Below are 24,168 nucleotides of genomic sequence, written 5' to 3' on the forward strand. Positions count from 1 at the left end.
ATGATGACGGTTATCGACAATCACGAGGCGCTTGCAGAGGACGGCGAAATGTCGGAAGCGAGCGCGCGCGATTATTTCGAGCTCTTGAAGCCACGGGTCATGTCGCTCGTGGTCTTCACCGCCTTTGCCGGCCTGGTGCTGGCGCCGGGCCACATCAACCCTGTCCTCGGCCTGATCGCGATCCTTTGCATCGCCGTCGGCGCCGGTGCCTCGGGCGCGCTGAACATGTGGTACGACGCCGATATCGACGCCGTCATGAGCCGCACGGCCAAACGTCCGATCCCGGCCGGCCGGGTCGCCCCGTCGGAAGCGCTCGCCTTCGGCCTGGTGTTGTCGGGCTTTTCGGTTGTCATTCTCGGCCTTGCCGTCAATTGGCTGTCGGCCGGCATCCTCGCCTTCACCATCTTTTTCTACGCCGTCATCTACACCATGTGGCTGAAGCGCTCGACGCCGCAGAACATCGTCATCGGAGGTGCCGCCGGCGCCTTTCCGCCGATGATCGGCTGGGCCTGCGTCACGAATTCGGTGACGATCGAGAGCACCGTTCTCTTCCTGATCATCTTTCTGTGGACGCCGGCGCATTTCTGGGCGCTTGCCCTCTTCAAGATGCGCGATTACGAGGCCGTTGGCGTGCCGATGCTGCCGAACGTCGCCGGCGAGCGGATGACCAAGCATCAGATCGTCGCCTATGCGGTGCTGACCGCCATCTGCGCGGTGCTGCCCTCCGTCCTCGGTTTCGCAAGCTTCGGCTACGGCCTGGTTGCCGCCGCTCTCGGCTCGATCTTCATCACCTGTTCCATCGCCGTCTGGCGCATGCCCGACGGCGATCTGAAGATGATCCCGGCAAAGAAGCTATTCGCCTTCTCGATCTTCTATCTCTTCGCCGTCTTTTCCGCGCTGATGATCGATCGGCTGGCCGCCATGCTGGTCTCGCAAGCAGGAGGCTCGTTCTGATGGATCTCGTCAAGCTCACCGAAAAACAGATGAAGTCGCGCCGCAACCGCAACATCGCCCTCGGGCTCGTGCTGGCCGGCCTTGTCGTCCTGTTCTATGCGATCACGATCGTCAAGATCGGCGGGGGAGTGACCGGATGAGCGAAAAGGCCGCCGCACCCAGGAAGCAGGGCCGTAACAACGGCGCCGTCGTGTTGATGTGCCTGAGCTTCGTCTTCGGCATGGGCGCGATGAGCTATGCCGCCGTGCCGCTCTACCGCATCTTCTGCCAGGTGACCGGCTATAATGGCACGACGCAGCGCGTCGAGCAGATGTCGAGTGTCGTGCTCGACCGCAAGATGCGTGTGACCTTCGACGCCAATGTCGCTCCCGGCCTGCAGTGGAATTTCAAGCCGGTCGAGCGCGAGGTCAATCCGAAGATCGGCGAAACCATCCAGGTCAATTTCGTCGCCGAGAACCGCTCGAACGAGACTCAGCGCGGCCAGGCGGTGTTCAACGTCACGCCGGGCGAGGCGGGCGCCTATTTCAACAAGGTTCAGTGCTTCTGCTTTACGGAAACGGACCTGAAGGCGGGCGAGAAGCTGGAAATGCCGGTCGTGTTCTATATCGACCCTGAAATCGTCAAGGCGGTGGAATCGAAGGATATCCACACGGTGACGCTGTCATATACGTTCTACCCGAAAGAGGGTCCGAAGCCCGTCGCTTCGAATGAGGGTGGAGCGGTAAAGATTGAAAAGAAACTTTGATCAAGGCTCGTTTCCGGCTAAGCCGGGAGCGAAGTGAGGAAGACATCCGGGGATAGCCACATGGCCGATGCGCATCAGAAGAACCACGACTACCACATCATCGATCCGAGCCCATGGCCGATTCTCGCCTCGCTCGGCGCCTTCATCATGGCGATCGGTGGTGTCTGCTACATGCGTTACCTGAACGGCGGCTCCTTCAAGGTCGCCGGCGCCGAACTCGCCAATCCCTGGCTCTTCTACATCGGTCTCGTGCTGGTTCTCTACGTCATGTACGGCTGGTGGGCCGATACGGTGAAGGAAGCCCATGAGGGCTCTCACACCCGCGTCGTCTCGCTGCACCTGCGTTACGGCATGATCATGTTCATCGCTTCGGAAGTGATGTTCTTCGTCGCCTGGTTCTGGGCCTATTTCGACGCCAGCCTGTTTCCGAATGAGGCGATCCAGGCCTCGCGCATGGCCTATACCGGCGGCGTCTGGCCGCCGAAGGGCATCGAAGTCCTCGATCCCTGGCACCTGCCGATCTACAACACCGTCATCCTGCTGCTCTCCGGCACGACGGTCACCTGGGCGCACCATGCGCTGCTGCACAACGATCGCAAGGGCCTCGTTCAGGGCCTGACGCTGACCGTGCTGCTCGGCATCCTGTTTTCCTGCGTGCAGGCTTACGAATATGCCCACGCTCCGTTCGACTTCAAGAATTCGATCTACGGCGCGACCTTCTTCATGGCGACCGGCTTCCACGGTTTCCACGTCCTCGTCGGCACGATCTTCCTGCTGGTTTGCCTGCTGCGCGCGCTGCGCGGCGACTTCACCCCGAAGCAGCATTTCGGCTTCGAGGCAGCCGCCTGGTACTGGCACTTCGTCGACGTCGTCTGGCTGTTCCTGTTCTTCTGCATCTACGTCTGGGGCGGCTGGGGCGCTCCGGTGGCCGCAGGCTGATCGGGACGGAATAAATGCAAAAGGCGGGCTCGGTGCCCGCCTTTTTTGTTGGCAGTTTCGCAGAGCGCCGTCATCGTCTGGCATTTTCATCAAATCCGAGGATGAATGGGTCGCCGGGCGAGGACGACAAGAGCGTCCGCTGGAGCGCATGGCGCTAAAATGCAGAGCAGTTTGGCGCGTTTGCCACGCGAGCTTCCCCATACTCCGTCATGCTCGGGCTTGACCCGAGCATCCAGGCGAGTGCGGCGTATGATGTTCGGCTCAGGGCCAAGCATGACGGAGGTTGAGGGGCCGGCTTGGCAAGAGGCAAGACCGCAGGGTGCAAGATGCGAGCAGTGCTTAGCCATATTCGCGCATTTTTGCAGCCCGGAACTAGAAGGAATGGCAATTGCAGATCCCCGATCGCTTCCATATTGCCGAGACGGACGGGTGGCTGGTGAACCACCGGATCAATTCCGCTCTTCCCGGCTATCTCATGATCAGTTCCAAGACGGACACGAACGATCTGTCCGAATTGCCTCAGGCTGCATTAGGCGAACTCGGGCCACTCCTGGCGAGAGCTCAGAATGCGCTGAAACGGGAATTGAATGCTGGACGCGTCTATATCGGCCGGTATGGACATTCTCCCGGCTATCCGATCCATTTCCACGTAATCCCCATCTATGATTGGGTGGAGGAACTGTTCTGGAAAGACAGCCGGTATCGCGTCCTTCAGAATTTCGCAGAGGGCCCGGGAGAAACCCCGACGGACGGCGCGGAACTGACCCTGTTCGTCTGGCGCGAATTCTGCGAGCGAGCAGAGCCGCCGCCGGTTCAAGGCCGGTCCGTCCCGGAGACCATTGAACTATTGCGAAGGGCGATGCGATGATACGCCGATAGGTCGAGCGTCGAGGAGGCTCCATGGTTTTTTGGGCAGCGAGTTTGTTTGGATTGGCGATCGGCTACCTCATCGGTTCCACGCCCACGGGCTATCTTGCCGGGAAACTGCTTAGACGCATCGATATTCGCGACCATGGCTCCGGATCCACCGGCGCAACGAACGTTTTGCGAACTTTGGGGAAATGGCCTGCGTTGGCGGTACTCCTGGTGGATGTGCTGAAAGGCGCAGGGGCGATCCTCTTTGCCGGCTGGTTTTATCCCTGGCTGCATACATTGCCGCAGGACATCCTGCCGGCAACGCTTGAGCTGCACGCGTGGCTGCCCTGGGCCGTTTGCCTGGCCGGACTTGCCACATTGCTCGGTCACAGCCGTTCGATCTGGCTGAATTTCAAAGGCGGCAAATCCGTCGCTACGGGGCTCGGCCTGTTGCTCGCAATATCCTGGCCGGTCGGTCTTGGCGCCCTTGCGGTTTTTGCCCTCGTGCTCGCCATCTTCAGGATCGTTTCCCTCGGGTCGATGCTGGCGGCTTTGACTGCAATCGTTCTTATCTGCAGCCTGGAGCAGCCCTTACCCTATCGGCTGCTGGTGATTTCAGGCGGTGCTTATGTGATCATACGTCATCGCGCCAACATTCAGCGGCTGCTGTCAGGGATGGAGCCGCGCCTGGGGCAAGGGAGCGCATCACAAAGTTAGAGAGAGCTGGGTCCGTCGCCCGATGCGTCCGTGCGCGGCGACTCCACACCGAAGCAGCGTTTCGACTTCGAGGCGTGAGCCTGGTACTGGCACGGCATCGACGCCGTATGGGCGCGTCCTCTGGTCACAACCGACTGATTGGAGCGATGGAGTGGAGAGGTCGCGGCAAATATCTTCTCGCCAGCGGGAAAGGTGCCGGCAGGCGGATGGGGCTGCCCGGCACTCCGCCCGTGATCGCCTATCCCACCATGCTAACATAGTCGAGACAATGCTGGCGCGGTCGAATCCCCGCATAGCGCGTTTGGAAGGACCTGTTCCTGCGGCCCCCTCATCCGCCCTACGGGCACCTTCTCCCCCGCTGGGGAGAAGGGGGAGTCGATAGGCTGCGGCATGCCTCCGCCTTTGCATGGACCTGAGGCGAGACTCGTGCCTGCTCTTTATCGCCTCACCGTCCGCCGGCGATCCGTTCGAAGGCCGAAGGGGCGGGTATGCCGAGGTCGAGCTGGTGGCGGATCGCTTCGGCGCATTCGAGTGCGGTCAGCACCGAGGTGTCGACCTCGATGTCGTAGATGCCGGGGCGGTGAACTTCGTCCTGCCAGCGCTGCACCGGTTCGGGGACCGACACGTCTGCGGAGGCTTTGAGATAAAGCGTCTCGCGCCCCTCTTGCTTGATCTCGCGCCGCTCCATGACCGTCTCGATCGGACAGCGGACGCCGACGAACAGCACGGCAAATCCCTCCAGCCGCCGGGCGCAATCGGCGAGAATGCCGAGCGGCTGCGAGTAGCTGTCGTGATGGCCGAGATCGGCCACCACATTGAGCCCCAGGCCGGCATGAATGGCGATCGATTCGTAAAGGGCTGCGTAGAGGAACGGCACGAGTTCCTCGAGATCCGGGCGCTCGCCGCCGGGCCTCAGGCCAATGCCGGGCAGGTAGCGCTTCGGCGTCATGTCGTTATAGGCGTCGACGCCGAGGTTGATCCACGGCCCTTCGAATTCGTCCTGAATCGCGCGCGCAATGCTGGATTTGCCGCTTCTCGGCGCCCCGTTCAGGATGATGATCTGTCCGGCATGGCTGTCATTGGTCATCAGTCTTCTTCTTCTGTTTGGCGCGAATCATTACAGCGCCGCGTGTCTTCTCAGACACGCAAAGGACGCCGTAACGCCTTGAATTGCTGAGTCATTCCTCACATCGATTCCGATCGGAGGAATTATGCAGCGGCGAAACCGCGCAGGCATTTCCATTCGGGATGCGAATACTTTATGGGAGAGTTAAGGCAGCATCGAAAATGCCGCGGCCGCAAGTGGCCGTACAGAGGAGCAGCATGAGCGACGACAGCGCGCAATTTCCCCCTCTCGATCCGGTAAAAACCGGTATCAAAGGCTGCTGCCCTCGCTGCGGCCATGGCAAACTTTTCAATGGCCTGCTGGGCCTGCAGCCGCGCTGCGCCTCCTGCGGCCTCGACTATTCCTTCGCCGATTCCGGTGACGGTCCCGCCGTCTTCGTCATCCTGATCGTCGGCTTCATCATCATCGGCATGGTTCTGTGGCTGCAGGTCAATTACGGGCCGCCGATCTGGGTGCATATCCTCATCTTCGGGCCGCTGACGATCATCCTGTCGCTTCTGACGCTGCGCTGGTTCAAGGGCATCCTCATCGCCATGCAGTACCGCCACAATGCCCGCGAAGGACGTCTGAGTGACTGACATCGATCGCGCCGCGCCGCGCCGCCGGCCGCCTGTGATAACCGGCATTCTGGTGCTGATTGCGCTTGCCATCCTGCTGTCGCTCGGCACCTGGCAGCTTCAGCGCCTCCACTGGAAGCAAGGCCTGCTCGCCGATATCGCCGCGCGCCAGGCTGCCGCGCCGGTGCCGCTCGCCGACATCGAGGCACTGGCGGCCTCCGGCGGCGATATCGAATACCGCAAGGTCACTGCCACCGGCCGCTATATCAACAACAAGGAACGGCACTTCTTCGCCACTTGGCGCGGCCAGACGGGCTTTTACGTCTATACCCCGCTCGAGCTTGCCGACGGGCGCATCGTCTTCGTCAACCGCGGCTTCGTTCCCTATGAGAACAAGGAGCCCGAAATGCGCGTGCAGGGCCAGCTGACGGATCAGCAGACGGTCACGGGCCTGGCGCGCGCCAAACTTGCCGGCAAGCCCTCCTGGCTGGTGCCTGACAACGACGTCGGCAAGAACATCTTCTACTGGAAGGATCTCGACGTCATGGCCGAGAGCGTCGGTCTGGAGAAGGCGCGCGTCATCCCGTTCTTCGTCGATGCCGATTCCACGCCCAACCCGGCCGGCCTGCCGATCGGCGGCGTCACCCAGGTCGATCTGCCGAACGATCATCTGCAATATGCCCTGACCTGGTACGGACTTGCCGCCGTGCTCGTCGCCGTGGTGGCGATCTCCTGGTTCCGAAAACCCGGCAAGGCGCCTCGGCAATAGTATCGCTTCAATTCCCGGCCATATTGGGCTAGAGGTCCCTTACTCCCACGCTGGACGGAATTTTGACGGAACGGACATGAATATTGCGGCGAAACCTCCCTTGACGATCAGGCTCTGCGGCCCGCGCGGCTTTTGCGCCGGAGTCGACCGCGCCATCCAGATCGTCGTGCTGGCGCTGAAATCCTATGGCGCGCCGGTCTATGTACGCCACGAGATCGTCCACAATCGTTATGTCGTCGAGGGACTGGAGGCAAAGGGCGCCGTCTTCGTCGAGGAACTGGACGAGATCCCGGCCGAGCATCGCGCCCAGCCGGTGGTCTTCTCCGCCCATGGCGTGCCGAAATCGGTGCCGGAGGATGCGGTGAGCCGCAATCTCTTCTATCTCGACGCCACCTGTCCGCTGGTTTCCAAGGTCCACAAGCAGGCGATGCGCCACAATCGCCTTGGCCGCCATGTCGTCCTCATCGGCCACGCCGGCCACCCCGAAGTGATCGGCACGATGGGGCAGTTGCCGGAAGGCGCGGTTTCGCTGATCGAGACCATCGAGGATGCCGACGCCTACGCCCCCGCCGATCCCGACAACCTCGGCTATGTCACCCAGACGACGCTGTCGGTCGATGATACGGCCGGCGTCATTGCCCGCCTGCAGGAGCGCTTCCCGAATTTGACTGCGCCGGCGGCGGACTCGATCTGTTACGCCACGACCAACCGCCAGGAAGTGGTGAAGCAGGCAGCCCCCGGCTGCGATCTCTTCATCATCGTCGGTGCGCCGAATTCGTCCAATTCCAAGCGCCTCGTCGAAGTGGCGCTGAGGGCAGGGGCGAAGAAATCGATCCTGGTGCAGCGCGCCGCCGAGCTCGACTGGGAGGAAATCGGCGCGATTTCGACGCTCGGCCTTTCCGCCGGCGCCTCGGCGCCTGAGGTGATCGTCAACGAGATCATCGAAGCCTTCCGCGCCCGCTTCGATGCCCGCGTCGAGCTGGCAGAGACGGTGCAGGAAACCGAAAACTTCCTGGTCAACCGCGAATTGCGCAGCATCGAGCTGACGGCGGCCGACATGGCCTTCGTCAACGGCTAGGCCGCCACCCGCGTCCCGGTCATCTACCATCCACAATACAGAGACGAGACCTCACTTGGCAGTCTACACCGATATCGCCGAAGACGATCTGAAATGGTTCCTGACGGAATATGATGCAGGCACGCTGCTCTCCTATAAGGGCATTGCCGAAGGCGTGGAAAACTCCAATTTCCTGCTGCATACTTCCAAGGCCCCGCTGATCCTGACGCTTTATGAGAAGCGCGTGGAAAAGCGCGACCTGCCATTCTTCCTCGGCTTGATGCAGCATCTTTCGGCCCGCGGCCTCTCCTGCCCGCTGCCGCTGCCGCGCCGCGACGGCGCGCTGCTCGGTTCGCTCTCCGGCCGCCCGGCCGCGCTGATTTCCTTCCTCGAAGGGATGTGGCTGAGGAAGCCGGAGGCGAAGCATTGCCGCGAGGTCGGCAAGGCGCTGGCCGAGATGCATGTGGCGGGCGAGGGCTTCGATCTGAAGCGCCCCAACGCGCTGTCGATCGACGGCTGGCGGGGGCTCTGGGAGAAATCCGAGGCGCGTGCCGATGAGGTCGAGCCCGGCCTGCAGGGCGAGATCCGCAACGAGCTCGATTTTCTCGCCTCCGTCTGGCCGAAGAACCTGCCGACCGGCGTCATCCATGCCGACCTCTTCCCCGACAACGTCTTCTTTTTGGGTGATGAGCTCTCCGGCCTGATCGATTTCTATTTCGCCTGCAACGACCTGCTCGCCTATGACGTCTCGATCTGCCTGAATGCCTGGTGCTTCGAGAAAGACGGCGCCTACAACATCACCAAAGGCATGGCGATGCTCGAGGGTTACCAGAGCGTCAGGCCGTTGAGCGGTGAAGAAATCGCCGCCCTGCCGGTGCTCGCGCGCGGCTCGGCGCTGCGCTTCTTCCTGACGCGGCTCTATGACTGGCTGATGACGCCGGAAGGCGCCATGGTCACCAAAAAAGATCCGCTCGAATATCTGCGCAAGCTGCGCTTCCACCGCCAGATCGGTTCGGCCGCCGAATACGGGTTGAGCCTATGAAACATGTCGATATCTTCACCGACGGCGCATGCTCCGGCAATCCCGGTCCCGGCGGCTGGGGCGCGGTGCTGCGCTACGGCGAGGTGGAAAAGGAGCTTTGCGGCGGCGAGGCGGAGACGACCAACAATCGCATGGAACTAATGGCGGCGATCTCGGCGCTGCAGGCCCTGAAGAGCCCTTGCGAAGTCGACCTCTATACCGACAGCGCCTATGTCAAGGACGGCATCTCCAAGTGGATCTTCGGCTGGAAGAAAAACGGCTGGAAGACATCGGACAAGAAGCCGGTGAAGAATGCCGAACTCTGGCAGGCGCTTGAAGAGGCCCGCAACCGCCACAAGGTGACGCTGCACTGGGTCAAGGGCCACGCCGGTCACCCCGAAAACGAACGCGCCGACGAACTCGCCCGCAAGGGCATGGAGCCTTTCAAGAAGGGCAAGGCGGTTTCGTCTTAAGGGTGCGCGGTTTGCCGTCTCAATCTCGCTCGCGGCTTGAATGCGCCCGTCGGCTCAACCCAATCTCCGTCATGCTCGGGCTCGACCCGAGCATCCAGGCGACACCCACCAGCTAGGGCATGGATCCTCGGCTCAAGGCCGAGGATGACGGAATGTGTGGTGACGTCGCAGCCAATCGCGACCCCAGGCGGCTTCATCGACAAGAACATTGTCACGCCTGAAACTCTCCACATATCTGTCTCGACCGCGAGAGATCTTTTGTTCAGGAGGCGAGTGTGACGTCCATACCGACTGTAGACGAGCTAAAGTCGACAATCACTCGCCTGGAGAGCAGGTATCGCGGGCATGATGAGGCCAGGGCGCTGTTTGAAGTCTATGAAAAGCTCTGCGAGCGTTTCGAACAGGATCTGGCCGACGAGCGCGATCTGTTGCTCAACAAGGCGGCCGCGATGATGATGATAAAATATTGGGTCGAACAGGAAGGGCGATATTCTCCCCACGTTTGACGCCCGCAGTCTGCTGTCGCGGACAGGGATCTTGCTGTTTTCGAAGGGGTAGGCTGGCATCTCCCCTCGCTCCCTCATTCCTGTGCTTGTCGCAGGAATCCGGTGCGCCCGAGTCCTTGAGCGCGGAAGACACTCTTCGAGGTGCCTTGGAAGTCATTCGCCGCGGCGACGGCGCGGTGGCTTAATTCCTGTGACGAGCACAGGAATGAGGGTGGAGATATGGCGGGCGCCACGACAACCAGGGTGCCGATCTGGCGTTCCCCTGCACTGGTGGTTGCCTCCTGCTCTCTCATTTCGGTGACGAGCTCGGGGAGAGGCTTTGCCTCTCACGGCTGCCGCGCCGCTGCCCCCTGAATCAGCCGATGCAGATATTCGAGCTTGGCCACAACAGGCGAAGAGAGCACGAAGGGGTAGGAATCCGGCTGACCCATGCTGCGCTGGATGGCGTTGATCGCAATGCTGAGCGGCACCCAGGCGCTGACGAGCTGCTCGGCGCTCTTTGCCCTATAGGGAAGAAAATCGACCTCGCCGGCGATTTCCTCGTGGCCGCGCGGATCGATGGCGATGCCGAAGGCGCGGGCCGTCTCCAGCGTGTCGACGATATGGAGGTAATGCGCGAAACACTCGGCGAAATCCTCCCAGGGGTGCGACGAAGCATAGGCGCTGATGAAATTATCCTGCCATCCCAGAGGCGGGCCGTTGGAATAGTGGTTTTGCAGGGCGGCCGCATAATCCCGGCGCTCATCGCCGAAGACGGCGCGGAAATCGTCGAGGCCGTTCTGGTCGCGCACCAGCTTATTCCAGATGAAATGGCCGGCCTCGTGGCGGAAATGGCCAAGCAGTGTGCGGTAGGGCTCGTTCATCGAGCTGCGCGCCTGTTCGCGCGTCGCGTCGTCGGCTTCGGCGGCGCGGATGGTGATCAGGCCTTCCTCATGACCGGTCATGGCCGGCACGACATTGCCGTTGCCCTGCAGGGAATCTTCGAGGAAATCGAAGACCAGGCCGCCTTGCGGATCCTGGCCGCGATCGGGATGCGGCAGCTTCCAGCGCAAGAGCGAATAGAACAGATGACGCTGCGCCTGACCGATGCGCCGCCAGCGATCGATGCCGTCCTGGGTGTCGGTATTCGGAACCAGCCGGTTATGGCGGCAGGCGGTGCAGAATTCACCGTCGCTCTCGACGTCTACCAGCCAGTTGCAGATGTCGAGGCCGGCATTGGCGCAGAAGCGCACGTGCCGGTCGGGGTCGGAAACGAGCTGCCAGACCATTTCGTCGCGCGGCTCCAGCGCATGCATGGCAAGGTCGCCCGGGAGGAAGCCGAGACGGTGATTGCAGCGGACGCAGTGCCGGTTATCGAAGTGGACGACCTGATCGCAATTGTCGCAGGCAAAGAGTTTCATCGTTTTGATCTCTGCAAAGCAGGGGCGGATGAAAAATGCCCGCCGCGCGCGTGCGCGGCAGGCATGGTTCATCCGGGCTGAGCTGGTGGTTCAGAGCCGGTCGACGGCGCCTTTGAGCTTGTCCTTGACCTTGCCTGTTGCGACCTGTCCCTTGCCTTTGGCTTCCTGGACGTCGCCCTCGGCCTGCATGTCGCGATTGCCCATGGCCTTGCCGGCGGCCTGCTTGGTCTTGCCGGCAATTTCGTTTGCCTTGCCTGAAATCTTGTCGCTGGTGCTACCCATCTGTGATGTCTCCATGCTTCGGCGTCGGACCTGTCGTCCGCGCGGAAAGGGAACGTCACTGGCGGCTATTCGTTCCCGCGACCGCCAGGGAGCCGCGACCGTCAGGCGTGGCCGGCCTCGGCCGATAGCATGGCGGCGTTGATGCCCATGCCGGCAAGCGCCCGCTCGTACTTGTCGTCGAGGTTGCGGTCAAAGATCAGTTCCTCATTGGCCGGGCAGGTGAGCCAGCCATTGTTGGCGACCTCGTTTTCGAGCTGGCCGGCCGCCCAGGAGGAATAGCCGAGCAGCATGGTCGCGCGCTTCGGCCCGGCGCCCTTGGAGATGGCGCGGACGATATCGAGGGTCGCCGTCAGGCAGATGTCGTCGCTGACCGGGATCGAGGAGTCGCTGGCATAATCGTCCGAATGCAGCACGAAACCGCGGCCGCTCTCCACCGGGCCGCCCGTCTGGATCGGGAAATCGCGCGCCCGCTGCGGCAGCACGATCGGTTCTTCCTGCTTGATCATGTCGAGATGCAGGAGCACGTCGGTGAAGGTGAGGCTCTGCGGTCGGTTGATGACGAAGCCCATGGCGCCGGCATCCGAATGCGCGCAGATGTAAATCACCGTGCGCGCAAAATTGCGGTCTTCCATGCCTGGCATGGCGATGAGGAACTGGCCATCGAAGAAGCCGCGTTCCCGTCTGTTCTTCAGCGTCGATAAGGACATCATTCCTCCTGCTGCCAGACCGCACCAAGGCCCCGACAAGAGAAAGATGGGCCAATGTCACAAATCAATCAACCGAAAATGAAGATTTAAATGGGCGCGGCTTCTGGCGGCCGGAGAGCACTTTCGGTAAACCGTTGTTCCATGATGATTATTAGCTTGGTCCCGCGTAGGTTTTTAATTGCGGCCGTCTCAGGGACCGCTGTTCTTATGCCCCTTTGCCAGGCCCATGCGGAAATGAGCGCCTGGGCCGAGGCCGAGGGCGGCCGCATGCGCCTCGTGGCGTTGGCGCCGGATGCCGGCGGCAAAATTCGCGCCGGCCTGCAGATCGAGCCGAAACCCGGCTGGATCACCTACTGGCGCGAACCCGGCAACAGCGGCATTCCGCCTCAGGTCACCATAGCGCCGGCGACCGGCGTCACGCTCGACGCCATTGGCTATCCCGTGCCGAAGCATTTTTTCAATGGCGAGATCGAGGATATCGCCTATGACGCGCCGGTGACGCTGCCGCTGTCCATGAGGGCGGCCGGCAAAGGCGAGGTGAAGATCGACGCCGCCGTATTCATCGGCATCTGCAAGGATATCTGCATTCCCTTCCAGGCGAATTTAAGCCTGAAGCTCGGCCGTGCCATGCAGTCGCATCCGCAGGAAGAGGCGATCCTTGCGGCCGCTGATGCGACGCTGCCGAAGCCGCCTTCGGATGATTTCAAGGTGACGGCGCATGCGATCTCACCTGACAGGAAGACGCTGTCGCTGACGCTCGCTTTGCCGGGTGACGGGAAGGGCGCCCCCGATATCATCGTCACCGGTCCGAGCGGTTATGCCTTCACGAAGCAGAGCGGCGGCAAACGCGATGGCGCCATCTTCAAGACTGATATGATGATCGGCAGGCTGCCCAAGGATTACGATATTTCAGGCAAGCGCTGGGACGTGCTTGTTATCGATGGCGACAGGGCGATGGAGACCACGCTTGCCTTTGACTGACCGGCACTTATAGTCGCCCCATCCCCCGGCGGCGCCCGCCGCAGAGCCCGAACCCACAGAACCCGAGGAGAAAACCATGACGATCGCGATCGGCGACAAGCTTCCTGCCGCCACCTTCAAGGAAAAGACCGCCGACGGCCCGGTCGAAATCACCACCGAGCAGCTCTTCGCCGGCAAGCGCGTCGTGCTCTTTGCCGTGCCGGGCGCCTTCACGCCCACCTGCTCGCTGAACCACCTGCCGGGTTATCTCGAAAACCGCGACACCATCCTCGCCAAGGGCGTCGACGATATCGCCGTTCTCGCCGTCAACGACTGGCATGTGATGGGCGCCTGGGCGCAATCCTCGGGCGGCCTCGGCAAGATCCACTTCCTGGCCGATTGGGACGCCGCCTTCACCAAGGCCGTCGGCCTCGAAGCCGACCTCTCCGCCGGCGGCCTCGGCCTGCGCTCCAAGCGCTATTCGATGCTGGTGGAAGACGGTGTTGTGAAAGCCTTGAACGTCGAGGAAAGCCCCGGCCAGGCCACCGTCTCGGGTGCTGCCGCGATGCTGGAACAGCTCTGAGCGATCGAAAAGCCGTCACCTAACCTGCTGATGTCGCTACAAGATCTGCCCCTCACCCTAACCCTCTCCCCGTAAAAACGGGGAGAGGGGACGTGCCCTGCGAGAGGTTGGTGGGGAATGGAGAGGTGCGGCATATCCCCTTCGCCCCGCAAGCGGGGAGAAGGTGCCGGCAGGCGGATGAGGGGCGTGCCGCGGACTCGAGCGCTGCCATCGTCTAAAGATTACACAGACATCGCGACACATGAAGGGCGGCCGTTCGGTCGCCTTTTTCAATTGTGCGAGCAGCTTTAAACTCCGCCTCAATCCTGCCGCAATCGTTATAACATAACCGTAATGTTATTACATTGTAGGATCCGCCATGCCCCCGAGACCCGACCGCCCCTCCGTCAGCCTTATGGGACAATCGGCATTATCGAGGGTGATCGGCATCATGCTGGTGGTTGCCGTCCTCTGGCTCGCCATCCATTGGGCGGTTCTGCTGCCATGACGCCGTTGATCCGTCTCGACGATCTCACCGTCGCCTATGACAGGCATCCCGCCGTCCATCATGTCTCCGGCGCCTTTGCTCCGGGCAGCCTGACGGCGATTGCCGGGCCGAATGGGGCGGGCAAGTCGACGCTGCTGAAGGCGATCATCGGCGAGCTTCGCCCGGCCGAGGGCAGGGTCGAGCATCGGCTCGGGCGGGCGGAATTCGGTTATCTCCCGCAGGCGGCCGAGATCGATCGCCGCTTTCCGATCTCGGTCATCGACACCGTCATGCTCGGCGCCTGGAAGACATCGGGCGCCTTCGGCCGGATCACTGCGGCCGATGTGAAAAGGGCAGGCGAGGCGCTTGCCGCCGTCGGGCTCGAGGGCTTCGGCCGACGCCATGTCGGATCGCTCTCGGCCGGCCAGTTCCAGCGCGTGCTCTTCGCCCGGCTGCTGCTGCAGGATGCCGGCGTCATCCTGCTCGACGAACCTTTTACCGCAATCGATGCCCGCACGACCCGGGACCTCATCGAACTCGTCATCCGCTGGCACGGCGAGGGCCGCACCGTCATTGCCGTGCTGCATGATTTCGAGCTCGTCCGCGCGCATTTCCCGCAAACCTTGCTGCTTGCCCGCGAACTCGTCGGCTGGGGCCCGACCGCCGAGGTCATGTCGCCGGCCAACCTTTTGCAGGCGCGCGCCATGGCCGAGCGCTGGGACGAGGATGCCGCGGCCTGCGAATCCCAAGAGGCGCCGGCGGCATGACGGCCTACGATCTCTTCCTGGCGCCCTTTGCCGATTTCGGTTTCATGCGCCGGGCTCTCGTCGCCTGCCTCTGCCTCGGGCTCGGCTCGGGGCCGATCGGCGTCTTCCTGATGCTGCGGCGCATGAGCCTGATGGGCGACGCGATGAGCCATGCGGTGCTGCCGGGGGCGGCGATCGGTTACCTCGTCGCCGGCTCGCTGTCGCTGACGGCGATGGGCATCGGCGGCCTTGTCGCGGGCCTGTCGGTGGCGCTGCTGTCGGGCGCCGTCAGCCGGATGACCGTGCTGCGGGAGGATGCGAGCTTTGCCAGCTTCTACCTCGCATCGCTGGCGCTCGGCGTGCTGATCGTGTCGTTGCGCGGCTCGAACATCGATTTGCTGCACGTGCTCTTCGGCACCATCCTGGCAATCGATGCGCCAGCGCTTTATCAGATCGGCGCGATCACCTCGCTGACGCTCGTCGTCCTCGCGGCCATCTACCGGCCGCTGGTTGCCGAATGTTTCGATCCGGGTTTTCTCAGGGCCGTCGGCGGCCGCGGCCCGGCCTATCATGTGCTTTTCCTGCTGCTTGTGGTGCTGAACCTCGTCGCCAGCTTTCAGGCGCTCGGCACGCTGATGGCGGTCGGTCTGATGATGTTGCCGGCCGCCGTCGCCCAGCTCTGGTCGCGCAGCCTGCCCGTGATGATGTTGATCGCGACCGCGAGCGCCGCCGCCTCCGGCTATCTCGGCCTGATCGCCTCATACCATCTCGAACTTGCCTCCGGCCCGACGATCATCATGACGGCAGCTCTGATCTACGCCTTCTCGATCCTTTTCGCGCCCTCCGGCATCGCCCGGCGCCTCTTTCCCCGCCCGCATCTGAAGGGCTGACTTCAAGGAGACTTCGATGAACCCGCCCAGACTGCTTCTTGCCGCCGCCGCACTGCCCGCGCTGATGGCGCTCTCGGCCGCGCCGGCTTCCGCCGAAACGCTGAAGGTGGTTGCGTCCTTCACCGTGCTTGCCGATGTCGTCAAGGAGGTCGGCGGCGACCATGTGCATGTGACGAGCCTCGTCGGTCCGAACGGCGATCCCCACGAATTCGAACCGTCGCCCGCCGATGCGAAGAATTTGAAGGCGGCGCAAGTCACCTTTGTCAGCGGCGAAGGGCTGGAAGGCTGGATGGACAGGCTGATCACCGCCTCAGGCTACAAGGGCAAGCCGGTCATGGTGTCCGAAGGCATTGCCACCCGCACGATGGAGGAGGACGGTGCTGAGATCACCGACCCGCATGTCTGGAACAGTCCCGTCAACGTCAAGGTCTGGGTCGCCAATATCGAAAAGGCGCTGTCGGCGGCCGATCCGGCCGATGCCGCCGCCTTCAAGGCCAATGCCGAGAAGTACACGCAGAAGCTGGATGAACTGAACGCCTATGCCCATTCGAAATTCGACAAGATCTCCGACGACCGCCGAAAGGTGCTGACCAGCCACGATGCCTTCGGCTATTTCGGCCGGGAGTACAAGGTGAGCTTCCTCGCGCCGCTTGGCCTGTCAACCGAGAGCGAAGCGTCTGCCGCCGACGTCGCCAAGCTGATCGAGCAGATCAAGAGCGAGAATGTGAAGGCCTATTTCTTCGAGAATTCCAACGATCCGCGCCTCGTCAAGCAGGTCGCCAGGGCCACCGGCGCCGAGCCCGGCGGCGAGCTCTATGTCGAATCGCTCTCCGACGCCAAGGGTCCGGCGCCGACCTATGAGAAGATGTTCCGCTACAATGTCGATCAACTCGCCGCCGCTATGGCGAAGTCGAGCTAAAGGCTGGCCGCTCTGAAAGGGCGTCGCATGGAGCTTTGAATCAAGCGGCGCGCTTCCTACGCTAGAGATTGAGGTCGAAGACCAGGATGCCGGCAAGGCCGCCGTCCGTCGAGGAGACGATACGCTCGCCGACCGCCACATGTTCGGGATGGACGAGATAGGCGTCCCGGGCTTCGGCGCTTTCGAAGGTTACGGCAAAGCCGTCGACGAAGCCGGCATGCAGGCCTTCGGGCGAAACATTCGGCCCGTATTTGATATCCAATATGCCCGTGATGACCTGTTTTAGCGCGACGATCGCGTCGAACAGCGATTGCTTGTCGTCCATCGTCAGCGCCGTCTTCAGCCGCAGGAACACGCAATGCAGGATCATTATGGTCCTCCCGATTTTCTTGAGAGGAGAATAGCGGCCAAAGCCGCAAGGGCAATGAGATTTATTTTACGTGTCGTTGGCCGAGCGCCGCAGGAGGCCGGGCCTACATCTGGTCGGTCGCCGCCATGTCACGATTATAGATCTTGCGGACGAGCTCGCCGGCGTGAGCACGGGCTTCGTCCTTCTGAGCCGGCGTCATCGGCCGGCAGGTGTTCCTGAGGTTGGACCGGTCGAGCACGGTGGCCGCACCTGAATTGGTGATGACGAGATGCCAGCTGCAGGAGGCGACCTTGTCGACGACCACCGCGCCATGGCATCCGGAAGACAGGCAGAAAGCCACGGTCTGCTGTGCGGCATGATCGCCCTTCTGTGCCAGCGCCAGCGCCGTCTGGAATTCCTGGGTCCATCGTTCACAATGCTTCACCCCAGGCACGCAGGCTTTCATGACGGGATGGACGTCACCGGCCTGAAGCGGCGAAACGAAAAAGACGCCGATCGACAGGGCGAGCAGAAGTTTGAGCATCGCAAATTCCTTATATGATAAGCGAGTGGCGCATATTGCCGGCCGCCGGTCAATCGCCATTTCTAGGGAGATCATTGCCGGTGATCACGCCCGTTTCGTCAGCGGAAACCGATCGCGAAGCAGCCGCAGCACCGAGTCCGACGGCATCGGCGGGCCGAAGAGATAGCTCTGCCCGTAGCTGCAGCCCATTTTGGCAAGCTCGATCGCATCCTCGTTGGATTCGATTCCCTCGGCCACCACCTTCATATCGAGCTCGGCCGCCATCGATATCACTGATCGGAGCACGGTTGCCTTCTTGTCGCTGCTGTCGCGCACCAGCGCCTTGTCGAGCTTGATCGTATCGAAGGGGAAGCGGGTGAGATAGGCAAGCGACGAATAGCCGGTGCCGAAATCATCGAGCGCCAGCCCGATGCCGGCTTCCTTGAGCTTCTGCAGAACGAGGCGGGCCTGTTCCGGATTTTCCATCACCATGGATTCCGTCAGTTCCAGCTTGAGCCGCGAGGGCGTGCAATGCGTCTTGGCGAGAACCGAGCGCACATCGTCATAAAGCTCGTTGTTGAGCAGCTGCACACTCGACAGGTTGATCGACACGAAGATTGGCAGTTCGCCGGTCTGGTTCTGCCAGCTCATCAGGTCATTGGTCGCCTGTTCGAGCGCGAACATGCCGAGCGCCCCGATGACGTCGGACGCCTCGGCAAGCGGAATGAATTCCGACGGCGGGATATTGCCGCGTTTCGGATGCTCCCAGCGCATCAGCGCCTCGAAGCCGGCGACCTCGACATCTTCAAGCCGGGCGATCGGCTGGTAGACCATCGACAATTCCCTGCGCTCGATGGCGCGGCGCAGATCGGTTTCGAGCTGCAGCCGGTCGGTGCCGAAGTCGCGGAAAGCCGGCTGGAACGGCTCGACGCGGTTGCCGCCGGCCCGTTTTGCCCGATACATCGCAAGCTCCGCATCACTGAGCAGGCCGCTGGCGCTCTCCTGCCGGTCCACCCAGGAGGCGAGCCCGATCGAGGCGGTCAGGATGATCTCACGATTGGCGAAATTGATCGGCACCATGATCGCCTTGCTCACAGCATCGGCGAAATCGGCGACCTTGGCCGGATCGTGCTCGGAGACCAGGATGAGGCCGAACTGGTCTCCGGCAAGCCGCGCCAGCGTGTCCTGCGGCTTCATCAGACGCCGCAGGCGCCGCGTCAGCGCAATCAGGATGTTGTCGCCGGCGGCAACGCCGAGGGAATCATTGACCAGCTTGTAGCGGTCGATATCGATCACCATCACAGTCGGGCGCAGCGTCTCGCCGCCCGGCGCCAGCGCCAGCACCGACTGCAGCCGGTCGAGGAAGACCTGCCGGTTCGGCAGGCCGGTCAGATTGTCGTGCAGCGCATCATGCAGCAGCCGCTCGACGGAATTCTTCTGCTCGGTGACGTCGACGATCGTGCCGACACAGCGGATGATCTCGCCGTTGGAGCCGAGCACCGGCCGGGCGCGGATCAAGAGCCAATGGAAATGCCCGTCCTCGGCGCGGATGCGGAATTCGTGGTTCAGCCGGCCGCGCCGGTGTTCAAGCAGCACGTCGAGCGTGGCGCGGAAGCGGTCGCGGTCGTCGGGATGCAGCCGCGGCAGCCAGTTGCGCGCCGCCCCATGCATGGTGCCGGGGGAGAGACCAAGCTTGACCGAGACGTCGGGAATGGTGACGACGCGATCGCGCGCCACATCCCAGTCCCAGACCATGTCGCCGGAGCCGGTCAGGGCCAGGGATTGCCGCTCGAGATCGGAAAACAGTCCCTGCTGAAAGGCGCCGCCGGCAAAGGCGTGTTGCATGACGGTGAAGCCGATCAGGAGCACGATCAGCACCAGGCCGCCGCCGAGCGCCGGCTGGATAATGTCGTTGTCCAGCCGGCCGGTCACGGTCAGCCACGCCCCGAACAGCCAGACGAGCGTCAGCGCCCAGGCCGGCACCAGCAGAATGGCGCGATCATAGCGATTGAAGCCGAGATAGATGATGAGCAGCAGGCCGGTCGCCGCCGTCAGCGCGAAGGACAGCCGGGCGATCCCGGCGGCGATCGACGGATCGTAGATCGCCACGCCGAACAGCAGGGCAAGGCCGAGCACCCAGGCGAGCGTGGCGTAGCCGAGATGGGCGTGCCAGCGATTGAGGTTCAGATAGGTGAAGAGGAAGATGACGAAACTCGAGGCGAGCGCCACTTCGGCGCAAGCGCGCCATATTCGCTGGTCGGCCGAGGCGACGCTGATGAGCTTTCCGAGGAAACCGAAGTCGACGCAGATATAGCCGAGCACTGCCCAGGCGAGCGCTGCCGTTGCCGGCAGCATCGAGGTGCCCTTGACGACGAAGAGGATGGTCAGGAACACGGCGAGCAGGCCGGCAATGCCGAGCACGATGCCGCGATAGAGCGTGAAGGCGTTGATCGTATCCTTGTAGGCGTTCGGTTCCCAGAGATAGATCTGCGGCAGTTGCGGCGTCGACAGTTCGGCGACGAAGGTGATGACGGCGCCCGGATTGAGCGTGATGCGGAAGACGTCGGCCTCGTCGCTGGGCTGGCGGTCGAGCGCAAAGCCTTCGCTCGGGGTAATGGCGATAATGCGCTGCGAACCGAGATCCGGCCAGAACAGCTTGGAATTGACCAGACGGAAATGCGGCGCGACGATGACGCGCTCCAGCTGTTCCTCCGAGACGTTGGCGAGCGCAAACACCGCCCAGTCGCCCTGATGGTTGTCCGAACTCGCCCGGACCTCGATGCGCCGGCGGATGCCGTCGGCGCCGGCGGCCGTGGACACCTGGAAGGCCTCGCCCTGGTTGGCGTAGATCTCGGTCGTCGCCGTCAGGTCGAGCGCGGTATCGTCGCGGGAAATCTTCACCGGTTCGGCCGCCTGGGCAACGCCCGCCGAAAGGGCGAAGACCGCCAGGAAAAGGGCTGCGATCACCGCGATCACTCGTCCGGACGGTGACTTGGGCAGCATGCTGTTTCTGGTCATCGGCTGTCGGTTTTCCTGCCTTTGTCCGTATCCGTGGCGAGCCGTGAAAATATCACGTGGTCGTGCCACTGACCGTTGATCTTCAAATATCCGCGCAGATAACCTTCCCGCTGAAACCCGGCCTTTTCAAGCAGGCGCATGCTGCGCGCGTTATCTGGAATACAGGCTGCTTCAATACGGTGCAACTCAAGCCCGGAGAAGATGTAAGGAATAACCAACTGAAGGGCAGCGTACATATGCCCCTGGCCGGCATGGCGTTCGCCCATCCAGTAGCCGATCATGCAGCTTTGTGCCGCACCGCGCCTGATATAGCCGATGGTGATGCCGCCGACGAGCGTCCGGTTTTCCTTGAGGAAGATGAACAGCGGGATCGACTGTCCCGAGGCATATTCCTGCTTGCCGCGGATGACGCGGGCGCGGTAGGCGCCCTCCGTCAGCTCGTCGCGCCGCCAGGTCGGCTCCCAGGGTTCGAGGAACTTGCGGCTTTCGGCGCGCAGCCGGTGCCACTGATTGAAATCCTGATAGCGCGGCAGGCGCAGGAGATATTTGTCATTCTCCAGCTCCACCGCATCCGGCTGCCGCGACAGAAACCGAAACACCGATTTTGGCATCGATCACTCCCGGCAGACGGACGTCGGCTCAGCTGGCCTGCATCGTCTTCGGCGCCGGGACCGAAAGCGAGGCGATGATGTCTTCCATCGGCGCGAGCTGTTCCAGCGGCCCGATCGCCGAAAGCGTCGGCACCGTATCGTAGAACAGCCGGCCGGCGAGGTCGGTCAGCCGCTCGATGGTGATGCCCTCCAGCCGTTCCATCATCTCCGGATTGGAGATCGGCCGGCCGTAGAGCATCATCTGCCGTGCGATCTGGCCGGCACGCGCGGCCGGGCTTTCCTGGCCCATCAGCAACTGGGCGCGGATCTGGGCGCGGGCGCGTTCGATCTCCTTCTGGTGGATCTCGTTGGCCGACTTGTGCAGTTCGTCGATGATGACAGGCACCAGCTCCGGCAGGTTTTCGCCGCCGGTGGCGGCATGGATGCCGAAGATGCCGGTATCGGAAAAGCCCCAGTGGAAGGCATAGACGGAATAACAGAGGCCGCGGAATTCGCGCACTTCCTGGAACAGCCTGGAGGACATGCCGCCGCCGAGGATATTGGCGAGGATCTGCGAGCAGTAGAAGTCGCGCGCGTGGTAGGGCTTGCCCTCGAAGCCGAGCAGGATCTGCGCGTCCATCAGGTCGCGCGGCTCGCGCACGCTGCCGCCGATATAACGGGCCGCTTCCATGACCGGCGGCGCCGAAGGCTGCGTCGGCAGGCTGGCGAAACGTTCCTCGACCATGCCCAGAAATTCCTGGTGGTCGACGGCGCCGGTCGCCACCACGAACATGCGGTCGGTCGTGTAGTTGCGGCCGAGATAGGTGCGGATCTGCTGCGGCGTGAAGGAGACGACAGTCTCCGGCGTGCCGAGGATGGCGCGTCCGAGCGTCTGGTCGCGATAGGCGGCCTCGGAGAAACGGTCGAACACCACGTCGTCGGGCGTGTCGTTGGCGGCGTTGATCTCCTGCAGGATCACCTGCTTCTCACGCTCCAGCTCCTCCTCCTCGAAGGCCGATTCCGTCAGGATGTCGGCGAGGATGTCGACGGCGAGCGGCACGTGGTCCTTGAGCACCCGGGCATAATAGGATGTCGTCTCGGTCGAGGTGGCGGCGTTGACCTCGCCGCCGACATCCTCGATCTCTTCGGCGATCTGGCGGGCCGTACGCCGCGCCGTGCCCTTGAAGGCCATATGTTCGAGCAGGTGGGCAATGCCGTGCTCGTCTTCCGTCTCGTTGCGCGATCCCGATTTGATCCAGACTCCGAGCGCAACGCTTTCCAGGTGCGGCATGGTTTCTGTGACTACTGTCAGCCCGGATTTGAGCCGGGTGCACTCAACTGTCATTGGCTATCTTTCTGCGCCTGCTGTCGTCTCGCTGCGGGCGTGCTGGCCGATAAAGGTTTCAACGGCTTTCAGCTCCGGTTTGATGATCTGGAAGCGCTCCTCCCTTTGCATCAGACCAGCAAGCCACGTCGGAAGCGCCGGGTCAATACCGCTGGCCGATTTTACGGCAACCGGGAATTTCGCCGGATGCGCGGTCGCAAGCGTCACCATCGGCGTGTTCGGCTTCTCTTTCTTCTTTGCCACGAAGACGCCGATCGCCGAATGCGGATCGAGCAGGTAGCCGGTCTCGGCATGGGTCTTGCGGATCGTCTCGGCCACCTGCCGCTCGCTCGCGCGCCCGGCCCGGAAGTCGCGGCGAATCGCCTTCAGCGCTTGGCCGCCGATCTCGAAGCCGTTGGATTGCTTGAGGCTTTCCATCGCCGCGCGTACCTTCGAGGCGTCTCGACCATAGGCTTCGAACAGCAGTCGCTCGAAGTTCGACGAGATCTGGATATCCATCGACGGCGAGCTTGTCGCCTTGACCGCCTTCATATCGTAGCGGCCGGTCTTCAGCGTCCGCGTCAGGATGTCGTTTTCATTGGTGGCGATGACAAGCCGGTCGATCGGCAGGCCCATGCGCTTGGCGCAGTAGCCGGCGAAAATATCGCCGAAATTGCCGGTCGGCACCGTGAACGAGATCTTCCGGTCCGGGCCGCCGAGCGCCACCGCCGTCGTAAAATAATAGACGATCTGGGCCATGATCCGGGCCCAGTTGATCGAGTTGACGCCGGAGAGACGGACCTTGTCGCGGAAGGCCGCATCGTTGAACATCGCCTTCACCAGGTTCTGGCAATCGTCGAAATTGCCCTCGACGGCGAGCGCATGCACGTTCGAAGAGGTTGAGGTCGTCATCTGCCGCTGCTGCACCGGCGAGACCTTGCCGTGCGGGAAGAGGATGAAGATATCGGTGCGCTCGCGCCCGGCGAAGGCATCGATCGCCGCCCCGCCGGTGTCACCCGAGGTGGCGCCGACGATCGTCGCCCGCGCGCCGCGCTTTTCCAGCGCATAATCCATCAGCCGCGCCAGCAACTGCATCGCCACGTCCTTGAAGGCGAGCGTCGTGCCGTGGAACAGTTCCATGACGAAGCTGTTCGGCCCGGTCTGGACGAGGGGCGCGATCGCCGGATGACGGAAGGTGCCGTAGGCCTCGTCGATCATCGCGCGGAAGGTCGCCGCGGGGATTTCGCCATTGGTGAAGGGCGACAGGATGGTGAAGGCGACCTCCTGATAGCTCTTGCCGCGCAGCGCCCGGATCTCCTTTTTCGAGAAGTGAGGCCATTCACGGGGAACGTAGAGCCCGCCGTCGCGCGCCAGGCCCGTCAGCAGGGCGTCGCAAAAGCCGAGGGAAGGGGCCTCGCCGCGGGTCGAGATATAATCCACGTTGGTCATCCTTGATCTATCGCTGAAAGAAATCCGGCCAGGCCCGGCCGTGGCTTGCTTTGCCGGAAACCGAGTGGGCGCGGCGCTGCGGACATACGATCGCCGTTATCTTGTTGAAGTTGCCCGCATCCGGCGGCGAAAAGTGCATCAAAACGGCGCGTACCCAATCGATTTTTGTTTGAGCCGCTGATATAGACCATCGCAAACCGTCGTGAAAGGCCCCACGCAAAAGACATGGGGCCTCCAAGAAAC

At 62.5% G+C, this 24,168-nt stretch carries 29 protein-coding genes; 18 read left to right on the top strand and 11 right to left on the bottom strand.

The genetic code is table 11. From position 1 onward, the window contains the following. The first annotated feature begins 3 nt into the window (after positions 1 to 3). The 6 genes from ACQ7C1_RS02415 (at position 4) to plsY (ending at position 4,210) form a co-directional block, all read left to right on the top strand. A complete protein-coding gene (locus ACQ7C1_RS02415) occupies positions 4 to 954 on the top strand; it encodes a heme o synthase (protein ID WP_430957249.1) in 951 nt (316 codons plus the stop codon). Next, the gene (locus tag ACQ7C1_RS02420) at positions 954 to 1,094 is read left to right on the top strand and encodes a hypothetical protein (protein ID WP_430957164.1); all 141 of its coding nucleotides are present in this window, start codon (positions 954 to 956) and stop codon (positions 1,092 to 1,094) included. The genes ACQ7C1_RS02415 and ACQ7C1_RS02420 overlap by 1 nt, the downstream gene beginning before the upstream one ends. Then, complete coding sequence (locus tag ACQ7C1_RS02425) at positions 1,091 to 1,699, top strand: cytochrome c oxidase assembly protein (protein WP_430957165.1); 609 nt, start codon at positions 1,091 to 1,093, stop codon at positions 1,697 to 1,699. The genes ACQ7C1_RS02420 and ACQ7C1_RS02425 overlap by 4 nt, the downstream gene beginning before the upstream one ends. A gap of 60 nt (positions 1,700 to 1,759) precedes the next feature. Continuing rightward, complete coding sequence (locus tag ACQ7C1_RS02430) at positions 1,760 to 2,638, top strand: cytochrome c oxidase subunit 3 (protein ID WP_085777208.1); 879 nt, start codon at positions 1,760 to 1,762, stop codon at positions 2,636 to 2,638. A gap of 388 nt (positions 2,639 to 3,026) precedes the next feature. Continuing rightward, positions 3,027 to 3,506: an HIT family protein gene (locus ACQ7C1_RS02435; RefSeq protein ID WP_430957166.1), complete on the top strand. Its 480-nt coding sequence runs from the start codon at positions 3,027 to 3,029 to the stop codon at positions 3,504 to 3,506. Positions 3,507 to 3,538: 32 nt separating this feature from the next. After that, the gene (gene plsY, locus ACQ7C1_RS02440) at positions 3,539 to 4,210 is read left to right on the top strand and encodes a glycerol-3-phosphate 1-O-acyltransferase PlsY (RefSeq protein ID WP_430957167.1); all 672 of its coding nucleotides are present in this window, start codon (positions 3,539 to 3,541) and stop codon (positions 4,208 to 4,210) included. 445 nt (positions 4,211 to 4,655) lie between these two features. Here the strand turns inward: plsY and ACQ7C1_RS02445 are convergent, their stop codons facing one another. Further along, positions 4,656 to 5,297 (bottom strand): chloramphenicol phosphotransferase CPT family protein, encoded by a 642-nt coding sequence (locus tag ACQ7C1_RS02445; protein ID WP_430957168.1) that lies wholly within the window; start codon positions 5,295 to 5,297, stop codon positions 4,656 to 4,658. Positions 5,298 to 5,533: 236 nt separating this feature from the next. Between ACQ7C1_RS02445 and ACQ7C1_RS02450 the strand changes: the two genes are divergently transcribed. The 6 genes from ACQ7C1_RS02450 to ACQ7C1_RS02475 all read left to right on the top strand — a co-directional run bounded on the left by ACQ7C1_RS02450 (position 5,534) and on the right by ACQ7C1_RS02475 (position 9,719). Further along, entirely contained in the window at positions 5,534 to 5,914 is a 381-nt protein-coding gene (locus ACQ7C1_RS02450) for a DUF983 domain-containing protein (protein WP_085777212.1), read from the top strand. Further along, positions 5,907 to 6,662 carry an SURF1 family protein gene (locus ACQ7C1_RS02455; protein WP_430957169.1) on the top strand — a complete coding sequence of 252 codons (756 nt, stop codon included), beginning with the start codon at positions 5,907 to 5,909 and terminating at the stop codon, positions 6,660 to 6,662. Before ACQ7C1_RS02450 ends, ACQ7C1_RS02455 begins: the two co-directional genes overlap by 8 nt. A 76-nt stretch (positions 6,663 to 6,738) precedes the next feature. After that, on the top strand, positions 6,739 to 7,740 hold the full coding sequence (ispH, locus tag ACQ7C1_RS02460) for a 4-hydroxy-3-methylbut-2-enyl diphosphate reductase (RefSeq protein WP_097597698.1): 1,002 nt from the start codon (positions 6,739 to 6,741) through the stop codon (positions 7,738 to 7,740). Positions 7,741 to 7,795: 55 nt separating this feature from the next. Further along, on the top strand, positions 7,796 to 8,761 hold the full coding sequence (locus ACQ7C1_RS02465; RefSeq protein ID WP_430957170.1) for a homoserine kinase: 966 nt from the start codon (positions 7,796 to 7,798) through the stop codon (positions 8,759 to 8,761). Then, the gene (gene rnhA, locus ACQ7C1_RS02470) at positions 8,758 to 9,213 is read left to right on the top strand and encodes a ribonuclease HI (RefSeq protein WP_430957171.1); all 456 of its coding nucleotides are present in this window, start codon (positions 8,758 to 8,760) and stop codon (positions 9,211 to 9,213) included. Before ACQ7C1_RS02465 ends, rnhA begins: the two co-directional genes overlap by 4 nt. A 275-nt stretch (positions 9,214 to 9,488) precedes the next feature. Further along, positions 9,489 to 9,719, top strand: coding sequence for a hypothetical protein (locus ACQ7C1_RS02475; RefSeq protein ID WP_430957172.1), 231 nt, complete (start codon positions 9,489 to 9,491; stop codon positions 9,717 to 9,719). A gap of 326 nt (positions 9,720 to 10,045) precedes the next feature. Here ACQ7C1_RS02475 and ACQ7C1_RS02480 read toward each other — a convergent pair whose 3' ends face one another. From ACQ7C1_RS02480 to ACQ7C1_RS02490, 3 genes are all read right to left on the bottom strand, one after another. Next, on the bottom strand, positions 10,046 to 11,119 hold the full coding sequence (locus tag ACQ7C1_RS02480) for a zinc-binding metallopeptidase family protein (RefSeq protein ID WP_430957173.1): 1,074 nt from the start codon (positions 11,117 to 11,119) through the stop codon (positions 10,046 to 10,048). A gap of 90 nt (positions 11,120 to 11,209) precedes the next feature. Continuing rightward, positions 11,210 to 11,401, bottom strand: a complete 192-nt coding sequence (locus ACQ7C1_RS02485; RefSeq protein ID WP_430957174.1) for a CsbD family protein — start codon at positions 11,399 to 11,401, stop codon at positions 11,210 to 11,212. Positions 11,402 to 11,502: 101 nt separating this feature from the next. Then, positions 11,503 to 12,108, bottom strand: a complete 606-nt coding sequence (locus tag ACQ7C1_RS02490; protein ID WP_011424313.1) for a YqgE/AlgH family protein — start codon at positions 12,106 to 12,108, stop codon at positions 11,503 to 11,505. Between the two features lie 141 nt (positions 12,109 to 12,249). On the opposite strand from ACQ7C1_RS02490, the gene ACQ7C1_RS02495 reads away from it, so the two are divergent. The 6 genes from ACQ7C1_RS02495 (at position 12,250) to ACQ7C1_RS02520 (ending at position 16,672) form a co-directional block, all read left to right on the top strand. Continuing rightward, on the top strand, positions 12,250 to 13,089 hold the full coding sequence (locus ACQ7C1_RS02495) for a protein-disulfide reductase DsbD domain-containing protein (protein ID WP_430957175.1): 840 nt from the start codon (positions 12,250 to 12,252) through the stop codon (positions 13,087 to 13,089). Between the two features lie 76 nt (positions 13,090 to 13,165). Then, on the top strand, positions 13,166 to 13,651 hold the full coding sequence (locus ACQ7C1_RS02500; RefSeq protein ID WP_221113498.1) for a peroxiredoxin: 486 nt from the start codon (positions 13,166 to 13,168) through the stop codon (positions 13,649 to 13,651). Positions 13,652 to 14,009: 358 nt separating this feature from the next. Further along, the gene (locus ACQ7C1_RS02505) at positions 14,010 to 14,138 is read left to right on the top strand and encodes a hypothetical protein (RefSeq protein ID WP_430957176.1); all 129 of its coding nucleotides are present in this window, start codon (positions 14,010 to 14,012) and stop codon (positions 14,136 to 14,138) included. Further along, positions 14,135 to 14,884 carry a metal ABC transporter ATP-binding protein gene (locus ACQ7C1_RS02510; RefSeq protein ID WP_430957177.1) on the top strand — a complete coding sequence of 250 codons (750 nt, stop codon included), beginning with the start codon at positions 14,135 to 14,137 and terminating at the stop codon, positions 14,882 to 14,884. Before ACQ7C1_RS02505 ends, ACQ7C1_RS02510 begins: the two co-directional genes overlap by 4 nt. Continuing rightward, positions 14,881 to 15,753, top strand: coding sequence for a metal ABC transporter permease (locus tag ACQ7C1_RS02515; RefSeq protein WP_430957178.1), 873 nt, complete (start codon positions 14,881 to 14,883; stop codon positions 15,751 to 15,753). The genes ACQ7C1_RS02510 and ACQ7C1_RS02515 overlap by 4 nt, the downstream gene beginning before the upstream one ends. A gap of 16 nt (positions 15,754 to 15,769) precedes the next feature. Further along, positions 15,770 to 16,672, top strand: coding sequence for a metal ABC transporter solute-binding protein, Zn/Mn family (locus ACQ7C1_RS02520; protein ID WP_430957179.1), 903 nt, complete (start codon positions 15,770 to 15,772; stop codon positions 16,670 to 16,672). A gap of 61 nt (positions 16,673 to 16,733) precedes the next feature. On the opposite strand, the gene ACQ7C1_RS02525 is transcribed toward ACQ7C1_RS02520, so the two are convergent. The 7 genes from ACQ7C1_RS02525 to ACQ7C1_RS02555 form a co-directional block, all read right to left on the bottom strand. Then, complete coding sequence (locus tag ACQ7C1_RS02525; RefSeq protein ID WP_097597683.1) at positions 16,734 to 17,042, bottom strand: Dabb family protein; 309 nt, start codon at positions 17,040 to 17,042, stop codon at positions 16,734 to 16,736. 103 nt (positions 17,043 to 17,145) lie between these two features. Then, complete coding sequence (locus ACQ7C1_RS02530) at positions 17,146 to 17,565, bottom strand: hypothetical protein (RefSeq protein WP_097597680.1); 420 nt, start codon at positions 17,563 to 17,565, stop codon at positions 17,146 to 17,148. A gap of 84 nt (positions 17,566 to 17,649) precedes the next feature. Beyond that, positions 17,650 to 20,562: an EAL domain-containing protein gene (locus tag ACQ7C1_RS02535; protein WP_430957180.1), complete on the bottom strand. Its 2,913-nt coding sequence runs from the start codon at positions 20,560 to 20,562 to the stop codon at positions 17,650 to 17,652. Further along, positions 20,559 to 21,173: a GNAT family N-acetyltransferase gene (locus tag ACQ7C1_RS02540; RefSeq protein ID WP_430957181.1), complete on the bottom strand. Its 615-nt coding sequence runs from the start codon at positions 21,171 to 21,173 to the stop codon at positions 20,559 to 20,561. Before ACQ7C1_RS02540 ends, ACQ7C1_RS02535 begins: the two co-directional genes overlap by 4 nt. 28 nt (positions 21,174 to 21,201) lie before the next feature. Beyond that, the gene (locus ACQ7C1_RS02545; RefSeq protein ID WP_430957182.1) at positions 21,202 to 22,497 is read right to left on the bottom strand and encodes a M16 family metallopeptidase; all 1,296 of its coding nucleotides are present in this window, start codon (positions 22,495 to 22,497) and stop codon (positions 21,202 to 21,204) included. 3 nt (positions 22,498 to 22,500) lie between these two features. Next, positions 22,501 to 23,925, bottom strand: a complete 1,425-nt coding sequence (gene thrC / locus ACQ7C1_RS02550) for a threonine synthase (protein WP_430957183.1) — start codon at positions 23,923 to 23,925, stop codon at positions 22,501 to 22,503. After that, positions 23,922 to 24,152: a hypothetical protein gene (locus tag ACQ7C1_RS02555; RefSeq protein ID WP_430957184.1), complete on the bottom strand. Its 231-nt coding sequence runs from the start codon at positions 24,150 to 24,152 to the stop codon at positions 23,922 to 23,924. The genes thrC and ACQ7C1_RS02555 overlap by 4 nt, the downstream gene beginning before the upstream one ends. Between the last annotated feature and the right edge of the window lie 16 nt (positions 24,153 to 24,168).

This window comes from Rhizobium sp. Nf11,1 (assembly GCF_050587665.1).
Taxonomy (GTDB): Bacteria; Pseudomonadota; Alphaproteobacteria; order Rhizobiales; family Rhizobiaceae; genus Rhizobium.